Source organism: Streptomyces nigrescens (assembly GCF_027626975.1).
GTDB lineage: Bacteria > Actinomycetota > Actinomycetes > Streptomycetales > Streptomycetaceae > Streptomyces > Streptomyces nigrescens.
In genome coordinates, this window is the sequence record NZ_CP114203.1 from 2,648,565 (window position 1) to 2,668,498 (window position 19,934).

Consider the following 19,934-nt stretch of genomic DNA (forward strand, 5'->3'; position numbering starts at 1 on the left):
CGCCGCCGCTCCGCACGGGTGCACGGCGGCAAGGCAAGCGACATGGTCACTGAGCGTGGCGAACTGGTAACCGTGTCATAACGGCGTTTCAGGGCCAAGCCCCGACACGCCGGGCAACTCGGCAATGTTGTGGCAGGCTGCACCCGGGCAGGCCACACTCGACTAGCGGAAGCAGCGACGCACGTGACGTCGGCAGGCACCACCCGGGAGGTCCCCATGCCCGAACTGCGTGTCGTGGCCGTCTCCAACGACGGCACACGGCTGGTGCTCAAAGCTGCGGACAGCACCGAGTACACGCTTCCGATCGACGAACGGCTGCGCGCCGCCGTCCGCAATGACCGCGCGCGCCTCGGCCAGATCGAGATCGAGGTCGAGAGCCACCTGCGGCCGCGGGACATCCAGGCGCGTATAAGAGCCGGTGCCTCCGCCGAAGAGGTCGCCCAGCTCGCCGGCATCCCCGTCGACCGGGTGCGCCGCTTCGAGGGTCCGGTGCTCGCCGAGCGTGCGTTCATGGCCGAGCGGGCCCGTAAGACCCCGGTGCGGCGCCCCGGCGAGAACACCGGTCCGCAACTCGGTGAGGCGGTCGCGGAGCGGCTGCTGCTGCGCGGCGCCGACAAGGAGAGCGTCCAGTGGGACTCCTGGCGCCGGGACGACGGCACCTGGGAGGTGCTGCTGGTCTACCGCGTCGCGACCGAACCGCACTCTGCGAGCTGGACCTACGACCCGCCGCGGCGGCTCGTCCAGGCCGTGGACGACGAGGCCCGGGCGCTGATCGGCGAGAGCGACGACACGCCCGAGCCGAGCTTCCCGTTCGTGCCGCGGATCGCGCGGCTGCCGCGCGACCGGCCGCTGGACCGCGCCCTGGACCGGCAGTCGTCCGAGCGCGGTGAGCGCGCGGCGCAGTCCGGCGGTGAGGACGACGAGCCGCGGGTCGCGGAGGAGGCCACGGGTGAGCGGGAGCGGGATTCGCTGACCAGCCTGCTGGAGGCGGTGCCGAGCTTCCGTGGCGACATGGTCGTACCGGAGAGCGTGAAGTCGCCGCAGAGCGATGAGGAGTCCGAGGCCGAGGTCGAGGAGCCGCCGGCCCCGGCGGCGAGCGCGGGTGCGGGCGCGGGTTCCGCGTACGCCGATGTGCTGATGCCGCGCGCGGTGGCCGGGCATCGTGACCGGCTGACCGGGACGACGGACCGGCAGGCCGAGGCGGACGGTGTACGGCCCGGGCGCCGTGCCGCGGTGCCCAGTTGGGACGAGATCGTCTTCGGCACCCGGCGCAAGAAGCCGGAGTAACGGGGCCGCTGCCCCCAGCGCGTAAAGCCGTCCGCCCGCCCCGGAAGCAAGGGGCGGGCGGACGGCGTTGTGCGGGGCCTCGTGACGGGGCCCGGCGGGGGCTCAGCCGGGCTGCGGGCCGGTGGCGACCGGACGGGACGGGTCGGCCGACCACTCGCTCCAGGAGCCGACGTACAGCGCGGCGGGGATGCCCGCGACCTCGAGGGCCAGCACCTGATGGGCGGCGGAGACCCCGGAGCCGCAGTAGACGCCGACCTCCACGTCCGCGGTGGCACCCAGCGACGCGAACCGCTTGGCCAGGTCCGCGGCGTCACGGAAGACGGTGTCGCCCTCGACGACGTTCTCGGTCGTCGGCGCGGACACGGCGCCCGGGATATGGCCGGCGACCCGGTCGATGGGCTCGACCTCGCCGCGGTAGCGCTCGGCGGCGCGGGCGTCCAGCAGGAGTCCGCGGCGGGCCAGGGCGGCCGCGTCGTCCGCCGTGAGCAGCGGCACCGCACCGGGCAGGGGTGTGAAGTCCCCGGCCGGCGGCGCCGGTTGCTCGGTGCTCAGGGCGCCACCGGACGCCTTCCATGCGGCGAGACCGCCGTCCAGCACCCGCACATCGGGGTGACCGGTCCAGCGCAGCAGCCACCAGGCGCGGGCGGCCGCCCAGCCCTGACCGCCGTCGTAGACGACCACGGGGCGGTCCGCGCGGACACCCGCGGCCCGCATGGCCCCGGCGAAGACATCGAGATCGGGGAGCGGGTGACGGCCGGCCGGGCCGGGGGGCGAGGCCAGCTCATTGTCGAGATCGACATAGACCGCGCCGGGGACATGGCCGGCCGCGTACTCGGGGCGGCCGGGCGGCCCGCCGAGCTGATAGCGGACGTCCAGGAGCACCGGCGGGGTGGGCCGTGCCAACTCGCTCGCGAGTTCGGTAGCGGTGATGATGGCGTTCATGGGACTCATCCTTGCGTAGCGACGACTACGTACAGAAGGTGGGTGCCCACCCTCCGTATGGCGCAGTTACACCCTGCCGCAACCGCGCCGAAACGGATGGCGGAACATCAAAACGGGCATTCTCCCTCGCGAACGCGCCATCGACGGCGCGGCCGGGGCGCACACCAGGTCACCGGGTGCGAGCATCTGGACGGGACCCGCGCCCGTACCGCACATGGTCAGCACCCGACGCTCCGAGGAGAGAGTGACAATGACGACCGAGGCAGCGACCCGGCGGATGCCCGGCGCGCCCTGCTGGGTGAGCCTCCTGGCCCACAGCCTGCCCGCGACGCAGGAGTTCTACGGCGCGCTGTTCGGCTGGGAGTTCCGTCCGGGGCCGCAGCACTTCGGTCCGTACGCCCGGGCCTTCCTCGACGGCCGGGAAGTCGCCGGGGTCGGCGAGCTGGCCCCCGACCGCCATCTCCCGGTCTCCTGGACCACGTATCTGGCCAGCGACGACGCGGATGTGACCGCCGAACAGATCCGTTCCTGCGGTGGGACGGTGGGCGTCGGGCCGCTGGACGCCGACGACGACACGGGGCGGATGGCGATCGCCTCCGACCCGCAAGGGGCGATCTTCGGCGTCTGGCAGGGCAGGACGATGATGGGCACCGCGTTCACCGGGGAGCCGGGCACCGCGGTGTGGAACGAGCTGGTCACCCGGGACACCGGCTCCGTCGGGCCGTTCTACGAGCATGTCTTCGGCTTCGAGACGGAACCCCTGTCCTCGGACGACGACGCCGGCTTCGACTATCTGACGCTGCATCTGAAGGACCACCCCGTGGCCGGCATCCACGGTGTGGGCGGCGCCCTGCCGCGTGACCGGGGTTCCCACTGGATGACGTACTTCGCGGTCTCCGATACGGACGCGGCCGCCCGCCGGGTGGCCGAGCTGGGCGGACGGGTGCTGGAGGGCGCCAGGGACTCCGCGCACGGCAGGCTGGCGACCGTCGCCGACAGCGAGGGCGCCGTCTTCACGATCATCCAGAAGGGCTGAGCACCGGTCGCACCGGGCCGTGTCCGCCGTCCGGCGCGGGCCTCCCCACGGCCGTGTGGAGGCGCATAGGGAGGCCGTCGGCGCCGGGGGTCGCCGGTCGCCGCCTCAGCCCGCCCGCGGCTCCTCCTACCGCGCGCCGCCGACCGGAAGGACGTCCGGGGAGAGCGCGGCCGCGCGGGCGGTCGCCGAGGTCTGGCGGCGGCGGTGGTGGCGCCGGCACAGCACCTCGTAGCCGACCTCGGCGGACGGGCCGTCCACGTCACCGACGACATCGCCGACCACGACCTGCGCGCCCTCGACGACCATCCGGTTGCCGACCGTGCGGGCGTTGTGCGTGGCGCGGGCGCCGCACCAGCACAGCGCCTCGACCTGCAGCACCTCCACCCGGTCGGCCAGTTCGACCAGGCGCTGGGACCCGGGGAAGAGCTTGCTGCGGAAGTCGGTGGATATGCCGAAGGCGAAGACGTCCAGTTCGAGTTCGTCGACGACCCGGGCGAGCTGGTCGATCTGTTCGGGAGCGAGGAACTGTGCCTCGTCGGCGATGACGTAGTCGACCCGGCCGCCGGAGGAGAGATGGCCGACGACATGGGCGTAGAAGTCCATGTCGTCCGCCGCCTCGACGGCCTCGGTGACCAGCCCGAGGCGGGAGGAGAGCTTGCCGTGGCCGGCCCGGTCGTTGCGGCTGTAGATCATTCCCTGCAGTCCGCGGGAGGAGCGGTTGTGCTCGATCTGCAGAGCCAGTGTCGACTTTCCACAGTCCATCGTTCCGGAGAAGAACACCAGCTCGGGCATGGGAAGTTGCGGGCCTTTCGGGCTCGTGAGGGGGCTGGGCGAGGTGCGGGCGAGTTGACTACGGGTCAGGTGCGGACTTCCAGGAGCGGCACCAGCTGCTCCACCGGGGTCATGGAGCCGTGCATTCCGACCATCTCCGACTCCCGGGGCTCTCGTTCCGTCGCGATGATCACCATGTCGGCATGGGCGGCCGCGACGACATCGCCGATCCGGGCACGCACCCGGTCGTCGACCCGCGGCCCGAACCACCCGGCGGCGATGGCCTCTTCACGGCTCGCCACCCACATCTGCTCGCCGACCACCTCGCGCCATACGGCGAGCACATCGGCGGCCGCGCCCTGGTGGGCGTACACATGCCGGGCCCGGCCCTCGCCGCCCAACAGGCGTACGCCGGCGCGCAGTTCCCAGTCCTCGTCGAAGTCGATCCGCGACTCGGGGTCGAAGGGGATGTCGATCATGCCGTGGTCGGCGGTGATGTAGAGCGCGCTGCGCGGCGGCAGCTGCTCGGCCAGCCGCTGCGCGAGCCGGTCGACGTACATCAACTGGCCGCGCCAGGCGTCGGAGTTGACGCCGTAGCGGTGTCCCTTGCCGTCGACCTCGGAGTAGTACGTGTAGACCAGCGAACGGTCGCCGGCGGCGAGCTGCTCGGCGGCGAGGTCCATCCGCTCCTCGCCGGAGAGCCGGCCGTGGAAGGTGCCGCCGCTGAGCGCGACCTTGGTGAGCGGGGTGTGCTGGAAGTTCGGTGCGGAGACCTGGCAGGTGTGGATGCCGGCGGTGTCCGCCAGCTGGAAGACCGTCGGATACGGCTGCCAGACGTAGGGATCGGTCCACGGGGACCAGCGCAGCTGGTTCATCAGGGCGCCGGTCGCCGGGTCCTCGCAGGTGTAGCCGGGCAGGCCGTGGGCGCCCGGCGGGAGTCCGGTGCCGACCGAGGCGAGGGAGGTGGCGGTGGTGGACGGGAAGCCCGCGGTGAGCGGACGGCCGCTGCCGTTGAACGACGTACCCAGGAGCGAGGTGAGGAACGGTGCCTCCTCCGGGTGGGCGCGCAGCAGCTCCCAGCCGAGGCCGTCGATCAGGAAGACGCAGGCCCGGTCGGCGGGGGCCAGCTCCATCGCGCCGGTGAGGCCGGATATGCCCAGCCCGGCGGCGATGGTGGGCAGCAGATCGGCGAGTGAGGCGGTGCCGTACCGGGGCACCGGGGCGCTGAGCGGGTCGAGCGGTTCGGGTTCCGGCCAGGCGGGGGCGGTGTGGACCATCAGCGGGTGGTGGTGGCCGCGGTGGCCTCGGAGAGCGCCTGGGCGAAGGTGAGCGTCTCGCGCACCGAGTCCGGTCCGTCCCCGGCCTCACTGACCCGCAGCGAGAGGTCGTCGGCGGTGGAGGAGCCCGTGTAGCCGTGGTCCGCCTCGCAGTTGGGGTCGCCGCAGGCGGCGGGCTCCAGGTCCAGGCGGGCGACCGCGCCCCAGCCGATGGTCAGCACGACCTCGCGGGGCAGCTGCCCGGGGGTGTACGACTCCGGGTTGGCGACCACCCGGCTGAGCACCACGGAGGAGATCCGGCCCAGCTTGACGGACTCGGTGGAGGTGGTGGCGTACGGCGACGGGGAGGTGGCGTCGGCGGCCTGCTCGTCGGTGTGGCTGACGATGAAGCGGGTGCCGGTCAGGACCAGGACCGTGACATGGCGGCGGACCTCGTTGGCGTCGAAGGTCGTCTCTTGATGGACGAGGTACGACACCACCGGCTCACCGCCGACCGCGGCCTGCACCGCCTCGGCCACGAGCGTCGGGTAATAGCCACTGCGCTCGATCGCCGCGCGCAGCCCCTGGGTCGTCGTACCGGTCTTAGCCATGGGGTCCATCTTACGGGGCGTACCGGGCCGCGAGAGCCTCAGTAGACGGGCAGTCGGCGGGGGCCGAGGTCAGTCGTGGCGGGCGGCCGGGCCAGCCGGACGGTGGCGCCCAGGACGGAGAGGCCCTGGGCGGCGACGACGACCGGTTCGAGGTCCACGCCGACGACCTCGGGGTGGTCGTCGACGAGCCGGGAGACGCGCAGCAGCAGCTCCGCCAGGGCGGCGGTGTCCACGGGCTGGGAGCCGCGCCAGCCGAACAGCAGCGGGGCGGCGCGGATCGAGCGGATCTGCTCGGCGACCTCGCGGTCGGTGGCGGGGATGAGGCGGTGGGCGATATCGCCGAGCAGCTGGGAGGGCGCCCCGGCCAGGCCGAAGGAGAGGACGGCGCCGGCGGCGGGGTCGATGGCGGCGCGGACGACGGTGTCCACACCGCGCGGAACCATTGACTGGACGACCGGGCGCAGCTCCTCCGGGGAGCCGAGGTAGTCGGTCAATTCGGCGTAGGTACGGCGGAGTTCGGCCTCGCCGGCGATGTCCAGGCGTACGCCGCCGAGGTCGGGGCGGTGGCGCAGATGGGGTGCGGTGGTCTTGAGGGCCACCGGGTAGCCGAGGCGGGCGGCGGCGCGGACGGCGGTGTCCGGGTCGGGGGCCGGGAGGACGGGGAGCGTGTGGATGCCGTAACGGGCGAGCAGGGCCTCGGCGTCCTGGGGCGGCACCGGGACGGAGCGGCTGGTGGGGACGTCAGGGCCGAGCCGGTCCAGGAGGCGCTCGATGTCGGCGCCGGCCGCGGCCTCCTGGATGTCGTCGTACTCCGGCACCCGGCCCGGGTCGGCGGCCTCCCGGCGCCAGGCGGCGTAGCGGACGGCCTCGGCGAGCGAGCGGACGGCGCGCTCGGCGGCGGGGTAGGCGGGGATCCGGAGGGGCTCACGGCGGGGCCGGCGCGGGATGCCGGCCTCGGCGTCGCGGGCCGGGGTCGCCTGGCGTGCGGCGAGGGTGGGCGGCGGTCCGGTGGGGGCCGGGGGGCGTGGGAAGTGGGACGGGGCGGGCGGGATCGGCGGGGGCGGCGGGGCCGGGGCCGGGTTGATGGTGCGGGCCGCCGGCTCGGGGCGGGCCGCCTGGTCGCGCGCGGGAGCTGAGGACTCGGCCGACGGTGCCGGTGCCGGTGCCGGTGCCGCGAGCGTCTGCGCCAGGTCGTCCATCGCGAGGTGGACGACCGTGACCGGCTTCTCCGGGTGGGCGGCCGCCGCGGTGCGCAGGGCGTCGGCGAGCGCGGCGCCCTCACTGCCGCCCGGGGAGACGGCGGCCCCCTCCCCCACCCAGGGGATGGCCGTGACGACCACGGCGTCGCAGCCGTCCGCGGACAGCGCCTCGGCGAGCGCTGCCCGGAAGTCGTCCGGTGTCGCGGCGGAGGCCAGCACACGGGGGCGCTGCGGGCGCAGCCCCTCGGTCAGGCAGGCGTCGTACGCCAGCAGCGCCAGCGACTCGGAGTTGCCGAGGATGGCGATCCGCGGGCCGGCCGGCAACGGCTGGGAGGCCAGCAGCAGCCCGGCGTCGATCAGCTCGGTGACCGTGTCCACCCGGATCACTCCGGCCTGGCGCATCAGGGCGGCGACGGTGCTGTCGGGGACCCGGACGGTGGGCACGGCATGGCCGGGCGGAGCGGTGCCGTTGTGCCGGGCGCCCTTGGCGACCACCACCGGTTTGACGGCGGCGGTGCGGCGGGCGAGCCGGGCGAACTTGCGGGGGTTGCCGATGGACTCCAGATAGAGGATCACGACATCGGTGTCCGGGTCCTCGTACCAGTACTGGAGCAGGTCGTTGCCGGAGACATCGGCGCGGTTGCCGGCCGAGACGAAGGCGGAGATACCGGCGATCCCGCCGTCACCGGGGCCGCGCGCATGCAGTCCGCTGAGCAGGGCGATGCCGATGGCGCCGGACTGGGTGAACAGGCCGATGTGGCCGGCGCCGGGCATCTGCGGGGCGAGGGAGGCGTTCAGCCGGACGTCGGGGGCGGTGTTGATCAGGCCGAAGGCGTTGGGCCCGATCAGCCGCATGCCGTACGAGCGGGCCTGGCGGAGCAGGGCGCGCTGCCGCTCCCTGCCGTCCGGGCCCGCCTCGGCGTAGCCGGAGGACAGGACCAGCACGCCCTGGACGCCGTGTTCGCCGCAGTCGCGGATCACGTCGGGGACGCTGTCCGCGGGGACGGCGATGACGGCGAGGTCGACCGGGTCGGTGATCTCCCGCAGGGTGCGGACGGCCGGTACGTCTTCGGGGTCAAGCCGCTGCAGGTCCTCGGGGAAGGCGTGGTTGACGGCGTGCACCCGGCCGGTGAAGCCGGAGTCCAGGAGGCTGCGCAGGGCGGTACGGCCGACGCCGCCGGGGGTCCGGCCGGTGCCGATGACGGCGACCGAGCCCGGCGCGAGCAGCCGCTGTACGGAGCGGGCCTCGGCGCGCTGCTCACGGCCGCGCATCACGGCCATGGACTGCTCGGTCGGCTCCAGATCGAATTCGAGGCGGACCACGCCGTCCTCGAAGGTGCGCTTGTGGGTGTAGCCAGCGTCGGTGAACACCTTGATCATCTTGGAGTTCGCGGGGAGTACCTCGGCGGCGAACCGGCGGATGCCGCGTTCGCGGGCGACGGCCGCGATGTGCTCCAGGAGGGCGGAGGCGACTCCGCGGCCCTGATGGGCGTCCTGGACGAGGAAGGCGACCTCCGCCTGGTCGTCCTCGGGGTTCTTTGCGGGCAGCCCCTGCTCGTTGATCCGGTCGTAGCGGACGGTGCCGATGAACTCGCCGCCGATCGTGGCGGCGAGCCCGACCCGGTCGACATAGTCGTGGTGGGTGAAACGGTGCACATCGCGGTCGGACAGACGCGGGTAGGGCGCGAAGAAGCGGTAGTACTTCGACTCGTCCGAAACCTGCTCGTAGAAGGAGACCAGCCGCTCGGCGTCATCGGTGGTGATGGGGCGGATCCGCGCCGTGCCGCCGTCACGCAGCACCACGTCGGCTTCCCAGTGGGTCGGGTACGCGTGCTCCGGCGGCGTCTGCATGCGGACAGCGTACGACCGGCCACCGACAACCGGCCCGGCGCGCGTACGCTCGGGGTGCGGGGCAGGCCGGTGCGCCGTAGGGCGTACGGCCTGCCGGGCCTTCCCCGGGCCCCACAGCCGTAAAGGCCAGGACGAAGGGCTGGCGGACCACACACCGCAGCGTGAGAGACTGGTCTAGACAACTGTCACGACTTTGAAGGGCAACACCATGGCAGAGCGCCGCGTCAATGTCGGTTGGGCCGAGGGCCTGCACGCCCGCCCCGCGTCGATCTTCGTCCGTGCGGCCACCGCCTCCGGCGTCCCGATGACGATCGCCAAGGCTGATGGCAACCCCGTCAACGCGGCCTCCATGCTCGCGGTCCTCGGCCTGGGCGCCCAGGGCGGCGAGGAGATCGTGCTGGCCTCCGACGCCGAGGGCGCCGAGGCGGCGCTCGACCGTCTGGCCAAGCTCGTCGCCGAGGGTCTCGAGGAACTGCCCGAGACCGTCTGAGTCCGCCAGGACTTCTGCCGTCTGCGGCGGCCCCGCCGTGGTGACCGGATCGGTTGCCGCGGCGGGGCCGTTTTGCTGGGCCGGCATGCGGGACTCCGGCGGGGGTGACGGTCCGCCGTGCCCGGTGGGTTTGCGCGGCGATGCCGCATGCGCCGCTGTGCATTCCGCGGGACAGGGCGCGGAATTGCGGGGTGGCCGCCGACCAGGAGCCGTCATGAAAAGCGCACGCCATTAAGCGAACGCGGTGCGATAAATATAGGCACGGCAAATGCAGGCTCGGACCGAATAAAGCATCGCTCTGCTGAAGCACCGCTCTGCACGGCCGCAGCAAATTTCGCGCTTCTTTGTATACGGGGCGATTGTTAAGGGCGGACGCGTGCCGTGTTGACGGGCGGTTTCGGATCCCTCACCTCGGCCTTGGCGGGGAGCCGCAGCCGGTAGACCGGAAGTGAGCGCTCGACATGAGCCGCCATCAGGGCGCGCGCCCGTTCGGCGTCCCCCCGGGCCACCGCGTCCAGCACGGCGCCGTGTTCGTCCCAGGACTCGCCCGCCCGGGGCGGCAGTTCCACCGCGTACATCCACTCGATCTTGCGCCGCAGCTGGGTCAGCAGCGCCGTCAGGCTGGGACTGCCGGCCGCCTGGGCCAGCGTTTCGTGGAACCAGCCGTCCAGTTGGCGCAGATCCGCGGGGTTGCCGTGCCGGGCCCGCTCGCGGCCGAGCCGTACCAGGCCGCGGAGCACCTTCAGGTGGGCCGGGCTGCGGCGGGCGGCCGCGCGGGCGGCGCCCAGCGGCTCCAACAGGGCGCGGACGTCGAGGAGATCGGCGGCCTCCTGCTCGGTGGGCTCGGCGACGCAGGCGCCCGCGTGGTGGCGGGTGGTGACGAAGCCCTCGGACTGCAAGGTGCGCAGTGCTTCGCGGACCGGCACTCTGGAGACGCCGTAACGGGCCGCCAGGATCTCCTCGATCAGCCGGCTCCCCGGCGCCAGCGCACCGGAGACAATGTCGTCGCGAATCGCCGTGCACACCGCATGCGCGGAAATATGGCCTCGCATCTTCCGTGCCTCCGCCGTAATCCCCTGGAAACGCCGCCGGTCGGCGACTTTTCCGTGACTCTATTCGACCGGCACGGCTTTTCCGATGGCCTCGGGATATTCATGGATATTTTTTGGCTGGAAGTCGCGGGCCACCGGCGTATCCGGTGCGTACCCACCACAATCCGGATACGCCGAAGCCCCGGCCGTGGGACCGGGGCTCCGGAAGGACGATCGGCGTAGGGCGCACGCCCCCGTACGGGCGGCGCCGACGAGGCCGGGAATCAGACGTTGACGCCGTGCCCGCGCAGGTACGCGACGGGGTCGATGTCCGAGCCGTAGTCGGCGCCGGTGCGGGCCTCGAAGTGCAGGTGCGGGCCGGTGACGTTGCCGGTGGCGCCGGAGAGGCCGATCTGCTGGCCCGGGGTGACCTGCTGGCCGACCGAGACACCGAGCGACGACAGGTGGCCGTACTGGGTGTACGTGCCGTCGTTCATCTTGATCACGATGTTGTTGCCGTACGAGCCGCCCCAGCCGGCCTCGACGACGGTGCCCGAGCCGACGGCGTGGACGCTGGTGCCGGAGGCGGCGTGGAAGTCGATGCCGGTGTGGCTGCCGGAGGACCACAGGCCACTGGAGGCCTTGTAGGCGGTGGAGACGTAGGAGTCGCCAATGGGGGCGACGAAGGCGTTGAGGCGCTTGCGCTCCGCGTCGCGGGCGGCGCGCACCTTGGCCTCATGGGCGGCCTTTGCCTTCTTCTTCGCCGCCTCGGCACGCCGCTTGGCCTCATCGGCCTGCTTCTTGGCGACGGCCTCGGCCTTCGCCCGCGCCGCGGCGGCCTCGGCGTCGGCCTGCTGCGCGTCGGCCTGGGCCTCGACACGGTTGGCGAGCTCGTCGCCCAGCACGACGGCCTGCTGCAGTCCGGTGTCGTGGAGGCGCGCCTCGTCCGTCGCGGCCAGCGCCGGCGAGGCCACGGAGGCGACCACACCGCCGGCCGCGAGGGTGGCTATGCCGGCGACGTTGCGGGTCGTCCGAACGGGACGGCTCGCGCGACGGTGCTTCCCGGTGGCACGGATGAACGCCATGTGCTGGCTTGTCCTTTCCCTCCTTCTCGCCTACCGGGTTAGCTGACGGGTTCGGAGCAGGAAGGTCTCCTACGGCCTCCTCGGAGAGGAGTCCGATTCACCCCAAGGGACGTGTGGGTCCCCGGCTCCCCTGGCTCGCGCCGTACGGGGACTCGGCGATGGCTGTCCGGTGCCACTGTTGTGGCGGACTTGTGACGAACAGCCGGACCGACGCTAAACGGGGCAACTTTCAATCGGCAAACAGAACCGCTTTTTTGTGCGGGATGCCACAAGAACCGAGGCACCAGCCGCAATAAACCGGACATACGGCGGCTCCCGTGGCTGAGAAGCACCACGGGAGCCGCACGGTCTGCATATGACCTTCCGTCACACGGGGGCTAGCCGCTGACGACGGTCACCTCACCGATGCCCAGCGCCTTGACCGGCTCGGCGATCTGCGCCGCATCGCCCACCAGGACCGTCACCAGCCGGTCCACGGGGAAGGCGTTGACCGCCGCCGCGGTGGCCTCGACCGTGCCGGTCTCCGCGAGGCGGGCGTACAACTGCGCCTGGAAGTCGTCCGGGAGCTGCTGCTCCACCTGGTCGGCGAGGGTGCCCGCGACGGCTGCCGCGGTCTCGTACTTCAGCGGCGCGACCCCGACGAGGTTCTGCACGGCGACATCCCGCTCCTCGTCCGTCAGCCCCTCTGCCGCGAGGGTGCGCAGCACCTTCCACAGGTCCTCGAGCGCCGGAACGGTGGAGCCGGTGTCCACCGAGCCGCTGATGGCGAGCAGCGCGGCGCCCGTGGATCCCTCGGGGGAGGTGGGGGCGGTGGAGCGGAGCACCTGGCCGAAGGCGCGCACCCCGTAGGTGTAGCCCTTCTCCTCCCGCAGCACGCGGTCCAGACGGGAGGTGAGGGTGCCGCCCAGGCAATAGGCACCGAGGACCTGCGCGGGCCACACCCGGTCGTGCCGGTCGGCACCGATACGGCCGATGAGCAGCTGCGTCTGGACGGCGCCGGGGCGGTCCACGATCACCACCCGGCCGGTGTCGTCGGCGACGATCGGCGAGGCCTTCAGCGGCTCGGCCGTGGAGCCGCTCCAGGCGCCGAGAGTGTCGGCGAGCGCCGCGCCGAGGTCGACGCCGGTGAAGTCACCGACGATGACGGCGGTGGCCGTGGCGGGCCGTACATGGGCGTCGTAGAAGGCGCGGACGGCCGCGGCGTCGATGCGGGCGACGGTCTCCTCGGTGCCCTGCCGGGGCCGCGACATGCGGGCGGTGGCCGGGAACAGCTCCTTGGACAGTGCCATCGCGGCGCGACGTGCCGGGTTGGCGAGCTCGTGCGGAATCTCGTCGAGGCGGTTGCGTACCAGCCGCTCGACCTCGCTCTCCGGGAAGGCGGGCGCCCGCAGCGCGTCGGCGAGCAGGCCGAGCGCACGGGTCAGCCGGGACGCCGGCACCTCCAGGGAGACCCGTACGCCGGGGTGGTCGGCGTGCGCGTCCAGGGTGGCGCCGCAGCGCTCCAGCTCGGCGGCGAACTCCTCCGCGTCATGCGTGTCGGTGCCCTCGGACAGCGCACGCGCCATGATCGTGGCGACACCGTCCAGGCCCTCGGGTTCGGCGTCCAGCGGCGCGACGAGGTTGATCTCGACGGCGACGACCTGCTGGCCGGGGCGGTGGCTGGTCAGGAGGGTGAGCCCGTTGGGCAGTTGGCTGCGCTCGGGGGCCGGGAAGGCCCACGGCTTGGGCGCGCCCCCCTGGGGCTGCGGGTGGAAGTCCATGGGGCTCACGGGGGAATCGGCGTGGGTGGTGGCGTCGCTCACTGGTCCGCCTCCCCTTCCTCGGTGTCGGCGTCGGACGGCTCGGTGGGCTCGTAGACGAGCGCCGCGCGGTTGTCGGGGCGCAGCCGGGCCTTGGCGACCGCCTGCACCTCCTCGGGGGTGATGTCCAGGACGCGCTGTACGGCGGACAGTGCGAGCTGCGGGTCGCCGAACAGGACGGCGAAGCGGCACAGTTCGTCGGCGCGGCCGCTGACCGTGGCCAGCCGGTCCAGCCATTCGCGCTCCAGCTGGGCCTGCGCCCGCTCCATCTCCTCCGGGGTCGGGCCCTCGGCTGCGAAGCGGGCCAGCTCCTCGTCGACCGCGCGCTCGATGTCGGGAACCTCGACCCCGCCGGACGTCTTCACGTCCAGCCAGCCCAGCGAGGGGGCACCGGCCAGCCGCAGCAGGCCGAAGCCGGCGGCGACGGCGCTGCGGTCGCGGCGCACCAGCCGGTTGTACAGGCGGGAGGACTCGCCGCCGCCCAGGACGGTCAGCGCGAGGTCGGCGGCGTCCGCCTCACGGGTGCCGTCGTGCGGCAGGCGGTAGGCCGCCATGAGGGCGCGGGAGGGCACGTCCTCCTCAACGACCTCGCGCAGCTCGCCGCCGATGACGTCGGGCAGGGTGCCGTCCCGGGGCGGCTGCTTGCCGTCGTGCGAGGGGATCGAACCGAAGTACTTCTCGATCCAGGCCAGCGTCCGCTCGGGGTCGATGTCGCCGACGACCGACAGGACGGCGTTGTTGGGCGCGTAGTACGTACGGAAGAACGCCCGCGCGTCCTCCAGGGAGGCCGCGTCCAGGTCGGCCATCGACCCGATGGGCGTGTGGTGGTACGGGTGGCCCTCGGGGTACGCCATGGCCGTCAGCTTCTCGAAGGCCGTGCCGTAGGGGACGTTGTCGTAGCGCTGGCGGCGCTCGTTCTTGACGACGTCGCGCTGGTTCTCCAGGGACTCGTCGTCCAGCGCGGTCAGCAGCGAGCCCATGCGGTCCGCCTCCAGCCAGAGCGCGAGCTCCAGCTCATGGGCGGGCATGGTCTCGAAGTAGTTGGTGCGCTCGAAGCTCGTGGTGCCGTTGAGCGAACCGCCGGCGCCCTGCACCAGCTCGAAGTGGCCGTTGCCCTTCACCTGCGCGGAACCCTGGAACATCAGATGCTCGAAGAGGTGAGCCAGGCCTGTACGGCCCTTGACCTCGTGGCGGGAGCCGACGTCGTACCACAGGCAGACCGCTGCAACCGGGGTCAGGTGGTCTTCGGAGAGCACCACGCGCAGGCCATTGGCCAGCCGGTGCTCGGTCGCTGTCAGGCCGCCGGAGCCGGCTTGTTCTGTGGCCGTGTGACCCATGGGCATGTACGTCCCTTCGATCCGCTTGCGAGGAAGTTCTGTCACTGTATGCAAGCGCGTCGGCATCTGGCGAAGTTCCCGTCCGACCGGCCCCGAACGTGCCCCGCGCTCGGCCCGGTGGGAGCTGAAGGGGGAGTCGCGGTCGGCGTTGTCAGTGGGGCGGTCCACAATGGTCCGCGTCAGACTCAGACATACTCGCGGGTTGATCCCCCAGCTGGTTGACCCGCCTGGTTGACCCGACGCTTTCCCGACATCGGCAGTAGACGCAGCAGAAGGAGCCGCAGCCGCGATGGCCCGCCGCAGCACGAAGACCCCGCCGCCGGACGACTTCGAGGAGAGGATCCTCGACATCGACGTCGTCGACGAGATGCAGGGTTCCTTCCTTGAGTACGCGTATTCGGTCATCTACTCGCGCGCCCTGCCGGACGCCCGCGACGGTCTCAAGCCCGTACACCGCCGCATTCTGTACCAGATGAACGAAATGGGGCTGCGCCCCGACCGCGGGTACGTCAAGTGCGCCCGCGTCGTCGGCGAGGTGATGGGTAAGCTCCATCCGCACGGCGACGCGTCGATCTACGACGCGCTGGTGCGCATGGCACAGCCGTTCTCCATGCGGCTGCCCCTGGTGGACGGCCACGGCAACTTCGGTTCCCTGGGCAATGACGACCCGCCCGCCGCGATGCGGTACACCGAGTGCCGGATGGCGTCCGCCACGTCCCTGATGACGGAGTCCATCGACGAGGACACCGTCGACTTCTCGCCGAACTACGACGGCCAGGAGCAGGAACCGGCAGCCCTCCCCGCCGCGTATCCGAACCTCCTCGTCAACGGCGCCTCCGGCATCGCCGTCGGTATGGCGACGAACATGCCGCCGCACAACCTGGGCGAGGTCATCGCCGCGGCCCGCCACCTGATCAAGCACCCCAACGCCGATCTCGACACGCTGATGCGCTTCGTGCCGGGTCCCGATCTGCCGACGGGCGGCCGGATCGTGGGCCTCGGCGGCGTACGGGACGCGTACGAGAAGGGCCGTGGCACGTTCAAGATCCGTGCGACGGTCACGGTGGAGAACGTCAGCGCCCGCCGCAAGGGCCTGGTCGTCACCGAACTCCCCTTCACGGTCGGCCCCGAGAAGGTCATCTCCAAGATCAAGGACCTGGTCGGCTCGAAGAAGCTCCAGGGCATCGCGGACGTCAAGGACCTCACGGACCGCGAGCACGGACTGCGGCTGGTGATCGAGGTCAAGAACGGCTTCAACCCCGAGGCCGTATTGGAGCAGCTCTACAAGCTCACGCCGATGGAGGAGTCCTTCGGCATCAACAACGTCGCGCTGGTGGACGGCCAGCCGCTGACGCTGGGCCTCAAGGAACTGCTGGAGGTCTATGTCGACCACCGCTTCAACGTGGTGCGCCGGCGCAGCGAGTTCCGGCGGACCAAGCGGCGCGACCGTCTGCACCTGGTCGAGGGCCTGCTGACGGCCCTGCTGGACATCGACGAGGTCATCCGCCTCATCCGCTCCAGCGAGAACAGCGCGCAGGCCAAGGAGCGGCTGATCGAGCACTTCTCGCTGAGCGACATCCAGACGCAGTACATCCTCGACACCCCGCTGCGCCGGCTGACCAAGTTCGACCGTATCGAGCTGGAGTCGGAGCGTGACCGGCTGCAGGACGAGATCGAGAAGCTGACTCAGATCCTGGAATCGGACACCGAGCTGCGCAAGCTGGTCTCCGGCGAGCTGGCCGCGGTCGCGAAGAAGTACGGCACGGACCGGCGGACGGTCCTGCTGGAGTCGGCGGGCACCTCGGTCGGCGCGGTGCCTCTGGAGGTCTCCGACGACCCGTGCCGGGTGCTGCTGTCGTCGACGGGCCTGCTGGCACGTACGGTCACCGGGGATGTGCCCTTCGACGCCGATGCCAAGCGCGTCAAGCACGATGTGATCGTCTCGGCGGTGCCGGCGACCACCCGTGGCGAGGTGGGAGCGGTGACGTCCCTGGGACGGCTGCTGCGGATCTCGGTGATCGATCTGCCCCAGCTCCCGGAGACCGCTGCGGCGCCCAACCTCTCCGGTGGCGCGCAGCTCTCCGAGTTCCTCACCCTGGAGGACGGCGAGGAGCTGATCTGCCTGACCACGCTGGACGAGTCCTCGCCGGGTCTGGCGCTCGGCACGGAACAGGGCGTCGTCAAGCGGGTGGTGCCCGACTACCCCTCCAACAAGGAGGAGTTGGAGGTCATCACCCTCAAGGATGGCGACCGCATCGTGGGCGCGGTCGAGCTGCGCACCGGTGAGGAGGACCTGGTCTTCATCACCAACGAGGCGCAGCTGCTGCGCTATCCGGCGTCGCAGGTGCGGCCGCAGGGCCGGCCCGCGGGCGGTATGACGGGCGTCAAGCTGGGCGAGGGCGCGAAGGTGATCTCGTTCGCCGCGGTGGATCCGGCCGCCGACGCCATGGTGTTCACGGTCGCCGGCTCGCACGGCACGCTGGACGACTCGGTGGCGACGGCCAAGCTCACCCCGTTCGACCAGTATCCGCGCAAGGGCCGGGCGACCGGCGGTGTGCGCTGCCAGCGGTTCCTGAAGGGCGAGGACTGTCTGACCCAGGCCTGGGCCGGGCCGGCTCCGGTACGGGCCGCGGATGCCAAGGGTAGCCCGGTCGAGCTCCCGGAGGTGGACCCGCGCCGGGACGGCTCGGGAGTGCCGCTGATGAAGCCGGTGACGGCGCTGGCGGGGCCGGTGTAACCAGCAGCCGCGGTGGCAGAGGTGGTCGACGCCGTCGGTCCGGTGAACAGCCGGCCCGGCGGCGTCACTCGTCTTCCGCCTCCTCGCGTGCTGCCACGTACCGCAGTACGCCCCACATGCTGTTCGGATCGGCCTCCGACGGTGCGCTCTGCCGGCAGTTCTCCAGCTCCTTGCGCAGGGCCGGGGCGTCGATGCCACTGCCGATCATGACGAGCTGGGTGCACCGCTCCTCGCCCTTCGGCCACGGCGCGGGGTAGAAGCGCAGGAAGTCACCGACGGCGTGCACCGTGAACTTCTGGCGGTTCTCCGGTACGTCGAAGTGGACGAAGCCCTTGATGCGGTAGAGACCGGCCGGGCGGCTGTCGAGGAAGTCCATGAGACGGCGCGGGTGCATCGGCTCGGCGGAGGTGAACTCCACGCTCTCGTAGGCGGCGTGGAGGTGGCCTGCGTGGTGGGTATGACCGGGGTGGCCGCAGTCGCCGGGGTGACCGCAGCGGTCGTCGGCGTCATGAACATCATGGGCGTCGTGGGCGTCGTGGGCGGCCGCCCCGTTTGCCGCGGCCTCACGCAGCAGGTCCTCGAAGGACAGCTGGCGGACGGCCGCGTCGTGGTCCTCGCCCGGCCCGCGGTCGAAGAACAGCTCGGGATCGACGCGCCCGTATGCGGTGCAGATCACCGGGCGGCCGGGAGCGAGGCCGGCGAGCGTGTCCATGAGTGACTGCCGCGCCGCGTCGCCGATGCGATCGGCCTTGTTGAGCACCACGATGTCGGCGATGCCCACATGCCGGTCCAGTTCGGGATGCCGGGCCCGGGTGTCCTCGAACTCCGCGGCGTCGACGACCTCGATCAGCCCGCCGTAGACGATCCGGTCGTTGTCGCTGGCGAGGATCATCCGGATGAGTTCCTGGGGCTCGGCCAGCCCACTGGCCTCGATGACGATCACGTCGATACGGGCGGAGGGGCGGGCCAGCCGCTCCAGGTAGGTGTCCAGCTCGCTGGTGTCGACCGCGCAGCACAGGCAGCCGTTACCGAGCGAGACCATCGAGTCGACCTGCCCGGCGACGGTCATGGCGTCGATCTCGATGCTGCCGAAGTCATTGACGATCGCGCCGATACGGGTGCCGTCGCCGTTGCCGAGCAGATGGTTGAGGAGGGTGGTCTTGCCCGACCCGAGGAAGCCCGCGAGCACGACGACCGGGATCTGTTGCGTGGCCAAGGGGGGCGCCTCCATGGTGCGGGTGGCGGGCCGCGCGGACCGGCGGCGGACGAGCTGTCGATCGTAACGGACCGCCGGCGACGCGGGCCCGGCCCGGCTAAAGGGGCGCGACGACGGGCAGCGGCTGTGGCGGCGGAGGTCCGACATACCGCGCCGCAGGACGGATGATCTTCGAATCCTCGGCCTGCTCCAGGATGTTGGCACTCCAGCCGACCACCCGGGCCGCACAGAAGGTGGGCGTGAACATCTCACGCGGCAGTCCGCACAGCTCCATGACGACACCCGCATAGAGCTCCACATTGATGTGCAGCTCACGGCCGGGCTTGAGCTCGGCCAGCAGCTCTTCGACCCTCGCCTCCACTTGGACGGCGAATTCCACCAGCGGTCCACCGAAGCGCTCGGCGATACCTCGCAGCATCCGGGAACGCGGGTCCTCGGTGCGGTAGACGGAGTGCCCGAACCCCATGATCCGGTCACCGCGCCGTACGCGGTCGCAGATCCAGGAATCGATGCGGTCGGGGGTGCCGATGGCGTCGAGCATGTCCAGTGCCCGGCTGGGCGCACCGCCGTGCAACGGCCCGGACAGCGCGCCGACGGCGCCTACGAGGCAGGCCGCGAGGTCGGCGCCGGTGGAGGTGATGACGCGCGCGGTGAAGGTCGAGGCGTTGAAACCGTGGTCGATGGTGGAGATCAGATACGCCTCGATGGCGCGGACCTGTTCCGGCTCCGGCTCGTCACCGGTGAGCATGTACAGGTAGTTGGCCGCGTGGCCGAGGTCGGCGCGCGGCTCGACGGGTTGCAGGCCCTGGCCGAGCCGGTGCAACGCGGTGATCAGGGTCGGCACGGCGGCGCAGGCGGCGAGCGCGTCGGCGCGGCGCCGGCCGGCGTCGATGTCGTACAGCGGCCGGAAGCCGGCCGTTGCGCCGAGCAGCGACAGCGCGGTGCGCAGCCCGGCGAGCGGACCGGAAAGTGCACCGGCTCGGGCAAGGGCGGGCAGCGCGTCACGTACGGCCGCGGGCAGTGTGCGCAGGGCCGCGGTCTCGGCCCTGAATGCCGCCAGCTGCGCGGCGTCGGGCAGCTCCCCGTGGAACATCAGGTACCAGACGTCCTCGAAGGTGCGGGCCGTGGCCAGCTCGACGGCGGAGTACTGGCGGTAGTGGTAGAAGCCCTCGGTGCCCCGGACGTCGCCCAGTTGGGTCTCGGTGACGATGACGCCCGCAAGCCCCCTGGGAGCGTCGATCGGTGCCTTCACCTCGGTGGTCGGCATGGCTGATCTCCTTGCTCTT

The 19,934-nt window shown here is 71.8% G+C and carries 15 protein-coding genes and 1 riboswitch; of the genes, 4 read left to right on the plus strand and 11 right to left on the minus strand.

The genetic code is table 11. The features are described from left to right. The first annotated feature begins 216 nt into the window (after nucleotides 1-216). Nucleotides 217-1,287 carry a septation protein SepH gene (gene sepH / locus STRNI_RS12020; RefSeq protein ID WP_018093446.1) on the plus strand — a complete coding sequence of 357 codons (1,071 nt, stop codon included), beginning with the start codon at nucleotides 217-219 and terminating at the stop codon, nucleotides 1,285-1,287. 102 nt (nucleotides 1,288-1,389) lie between these two features. Here the strand turns inward: sepH and STRNI_RS12025 are convergent, their stop codons facing one another. Continuing rightward, nucleotides 1,390-2,229, minus strand: a complete 840-nt coding sequence (locus tag STRNI_RS12025) for a sulfurtransferase (protein ID WP_277411257.1) — start codon at nucleotides 2,227-2,229, stop codon at nucleotides 1,390-1,392. Nucleotides 2,230-2,479: 250 nt separating this feature from the next. On the opposite strand from STRNI_RS12025, the gene STRNI_RS12030 reads away from it, so the two are divergent. Continuing rightward, nucleotides 2,480-3,265 carry a VOC family protein gene (locus STRNI_RS12030; protein ID WP_274738459.1) on the plus strand — a complete coding sequence of 262 codons (786 nt, stop codon included), beginning with the start codon at nucleotides 2,480-2,482 and terminating at the stop codon, nucleotides 3,263-3,265. A gap of 126 nt (nucleotides 3,266-3,391) precedes the next feature. On the opposite strand, the gene STRNI_RS12035 is transcribed toward STRNI_RS12030, so the two are convergent. From STRNI_RS12035 to STRNI_RS12050, 4 genes are all read right to left on the minus strand, one after another. Next, on the minus strand, nucleotides 3,392-4,057 hold the full coding sequence (locus STRNI_RS12035; protein WP_159485779.1) for a thymidine kinase: 666 nt from the start codon (nucleotides 4,055-4,057) through the stop codon (nucleotides 3,392-3,394). Between the two features lie 65 nt (nucleotides 4,058-4,122). Beyond that, a complete protein-coding gene (locus STRNI_RS12040) occupies nucleotides 4,123-5,313 on the minus strand; it encodes an alkaline phosphatase family protein (protein WP_159485781.1) in 1,191 nt (396 codons plus the stop codon). Next, nucleotides 5,313-5,903, minus strand: a complete 591-nt coding sequence (locus tag STRNI_RS12045; protein ID WP_006602644.1) for a DUF5998 family protein — start codon at nucleotides 5,901-5,903, stop codon at nucleotides 5,313-5,315. The genes STRNI_RS12040 and STRNI_RS12045 overlap by 1 nt, the downstream gene beginning before the upstream one ends. A gap of 38 nt (nucleotides 5,904-5,941) precedes the next feature. Beyond that, the gene (locus tag STRNI_RS12050) at nucleotides 5,942-8,953 is read right to left on the minus strand and encodes a bifunctional acetate--CoA ligase family protein/GNAT family N-acetyltransferase (RefSeq protein WP_277411258.1); all 3,012 of its coding nucleotides are present in this window, start codon (nucleotides 8,951-8,953) and stop codon (nucleotides 5,942-5,944) included. Nucleotides 8,954-9,161: 208 nt separating this feature from the next. Here STRNI_RS12050 and STRNI_RS12055 point away from each other — a divergent pair, with 208 nt between their 5' ends. Further along, on the plus strand, nucleotides 9,162-9,443 hold the full coding sequence (locus STRNI_RS12055; protein WP_026170334.1) for an HPr family phosphocarrier protein: 282 nt from the start codon (nucleotides 9,162-9,164) through the stop codon (nucleotides 9,441-9,443). Nucleotides 9,444-9,805: 362 nt separating this feature from the next. On the opposite strand, the gene STRNI_RS12060 is transcribed toward STRNI_RS12055, so the two are convergent. From STRNI_RS12060 to STRNI_RS12075, 4 genes are all read right to left on the minus strand, one after another. After that, nucleotides 9,806-10,495, minus strand: coding sequence for a GntR family transcriptional regulator (locus tag STRNI_RS12060; protein ID WP_026170333.1), 690 nt, complete (start codon nucleotides 10,493-10,495; stop codon nucleotides 9,806-9,808). A 263-nt stretch (nucleotides 10,496-10,758) separates the two neighbouring features. Further along, nucleotides 10,759-11,559: a M23 family metallopeptidase gene (locus STRNI_RS12065; protein WP_018093437.1), complete on the minus strand. Its 801-nt coding sequence runs from the start codon at nucleotides 11,557-11,559 to the stop codon at nucleotides 10,759-10,761. A gap of 12 nt (nucleotides 11,560-11,571) precedes the next feature. Further along, a riboswitch (cyclic di-AMP (ydaO/yuaA leader) is annotated at nucleotides 11,572-11,727 on the minus strand. Nucleotides 11,728-11,936: 209 nt separating this feature from the next. Beyond that, nucleotides 11,937-13,319, minus strand: a complete 1,383-nt coding sequence (locus STRNI_RS12070; protein WP_051104293.1) for a M16 family metallopeptidase — start codon at nucleotides 13,317-13,319, stop codon at nucleotides 11,937-11,939. Between the two features lie 38 nt (nucleotides 13,320-13,357). Further along, the gene (locus tag STRNI_RS12075) at nucleotides 13,358-14,695 is read right to left on the minus strand and encodes a M16 family metallopeptidase (protein WP_018093435.1); all 1,338 of its coding nucleotides are present in this window, start codon (nucleotides 14,693-14,695) and stop codon (nucleotides 13,358-13,360) included. Nucleotides 14,696-14,984: 289 nt separating this feature from the next. Between STRNI_RS12075 and STRNI_RS12080 the strand changes: the two genes are divergently transcribed. Further along, entirely contained in the window at nucleotides 14,985-17,432 is a 2,448-nt protein-coding gene (locus tag STRNI_RS12080) for a DNA gyrase/topoisomerase IV subunit A (protein WP_159485785.1), read from the plus strand. Between the two features lie 64 nt (nucleotides 17,433-17,496). Here STRNI_RS12080 and STRNI_RS12085 read toward each other — a convergent pair whose 3' ends face one another. Both STRNI_RS12085 and STRNI_RS12090 read right to left on the minus strand, forming a co-directional pair. Then, a complete protein-coding gene (locus STRNI_RS12085; RefSeq protein ID WP_277411259.1) occupies nucleotides 17,497-18,648 on the minus strand; it encodes a CobW family GTP-binding protein in 1,152 nt (383 codons plus the stop codon). 97 nt (nucleotides 18,649-18,745) lie between these two features. Beyond that, a complete protein-coding gene (locus tag STRNI_RS12090; RefSeq protein ID WP_277411260.1) occupies nucleotides 18,746-19,915 on the minus strand; it encodes a citrate synthase/methylcitrate synthase in 1,170 nt (389 codons plus the stop codon). Between the last annotated feature and the right edge of the window lie 19 nt (nucleotides 19,916-19,934).

Excerpts from the sequence above, each read along its gene's own strand:
- sepH (WP_018093446.1), top strand. The coding sequence starts at position 217 with ATGCCCGAACTGCGTGTCGTGGCCGTCTCCAACGACGGCACACGGCTG.
- STRNI_RS12065 (WP_018093437.1), bottom strand. The coding sequence starts at position 11,559 with ATGGCGTTCATCCGTGCCACCGGGAAGCACCGTCGCGCGAGCCGTCCC.
- STRNI_RS12070 (WP_051104293.1), bottom strand. The coding sequence starts at position 13,319 with ATGGACTTCCACCCGCAGCCCCAGGGGGGCGCGCCCAAGCCGTGGGCC.
- STRNI_RS12060 (WP_026170333.1), bottom strand. The coding sequence starts at position 10,495 with ATGCGAGGCCATATTTCCGCGCATGCGGTGTGCACGGCGATTCGCGAC.
- STRNI_RS12050 (WP_277411258.1), bottom strand. The coding sequence starts at position 8,953 with ATGCAGACGCCGCCGGAGCACGCGTACCCGACCCACTGGGAAGCCGAC.
- STRNI_RS12045 (WP_006602644.1), bottom strand. The coding sequence starts at position 5,903 with ATGGCTAAGACCGGTACGACGACCCAGGGGCTGCGCGCGGCGATCGAG.
- STRNI_RS12075 (WP_018093435.1), bottom strand. The coding sequence starts at position 14,695 with ATGGGTCACACGGCCACAGAACAAGCCGGCTCCGGCGGCCTGACAGCG.
- STRNI_RS12080 (WP_159485785.1), top strand. The coding sequence starts at position 14,985 with ATGGCCCGCCGCAGCACGAAGACCCCGCCGCCGGACGACTTCGAGGAG.
- STRNI_RS12025 (WP_277411257.1), bottom strand. The coding sequence starts at position 2,229 with ATGAACGCCATCATCACCGCTACCGAACTCGCGAGCGAGTTGGCACGG.
- STRNI_RS12055 (WP_026170334.1), top strand. The coding sequence starts at position 9,162 with ATGGCAGAGCGCCGCGTCAATGTCGGTTGGGCCGAGGGCCTGCACGCC.
- STRNI_RS12090 (WP_277411260.1), bottom strand. The coding sequence starts at position 19,915 with ATGCCGACCACCGAGGTGAAGGCACCGATCGACGCTCCCAGGGGGCTT.
- STRNI_RS12035 (WP_159485779.1), bottom strand. The coding sequence starts at position 4,057 with ATGCCCGAGCTGGTGTTCTTCTCCGGAACGATGGACTGTGGAAAGTCG.
- STRNI_RS12040 (WP_159485781.1), bottom strand. The coding sequence starts at position 5,313 with ATGGTCCACACCGCCCCCGCCTGGCCGGAACCCGAACCGCTCGACCCG.
- STRNI_RS12030 (WP_274738459.1), top strand. The coding sequence starts at position 2,480 with ATGACGACCGAGGCAGCGACCCGGCGGATGCCCGGCGCGCCCTGCTGG.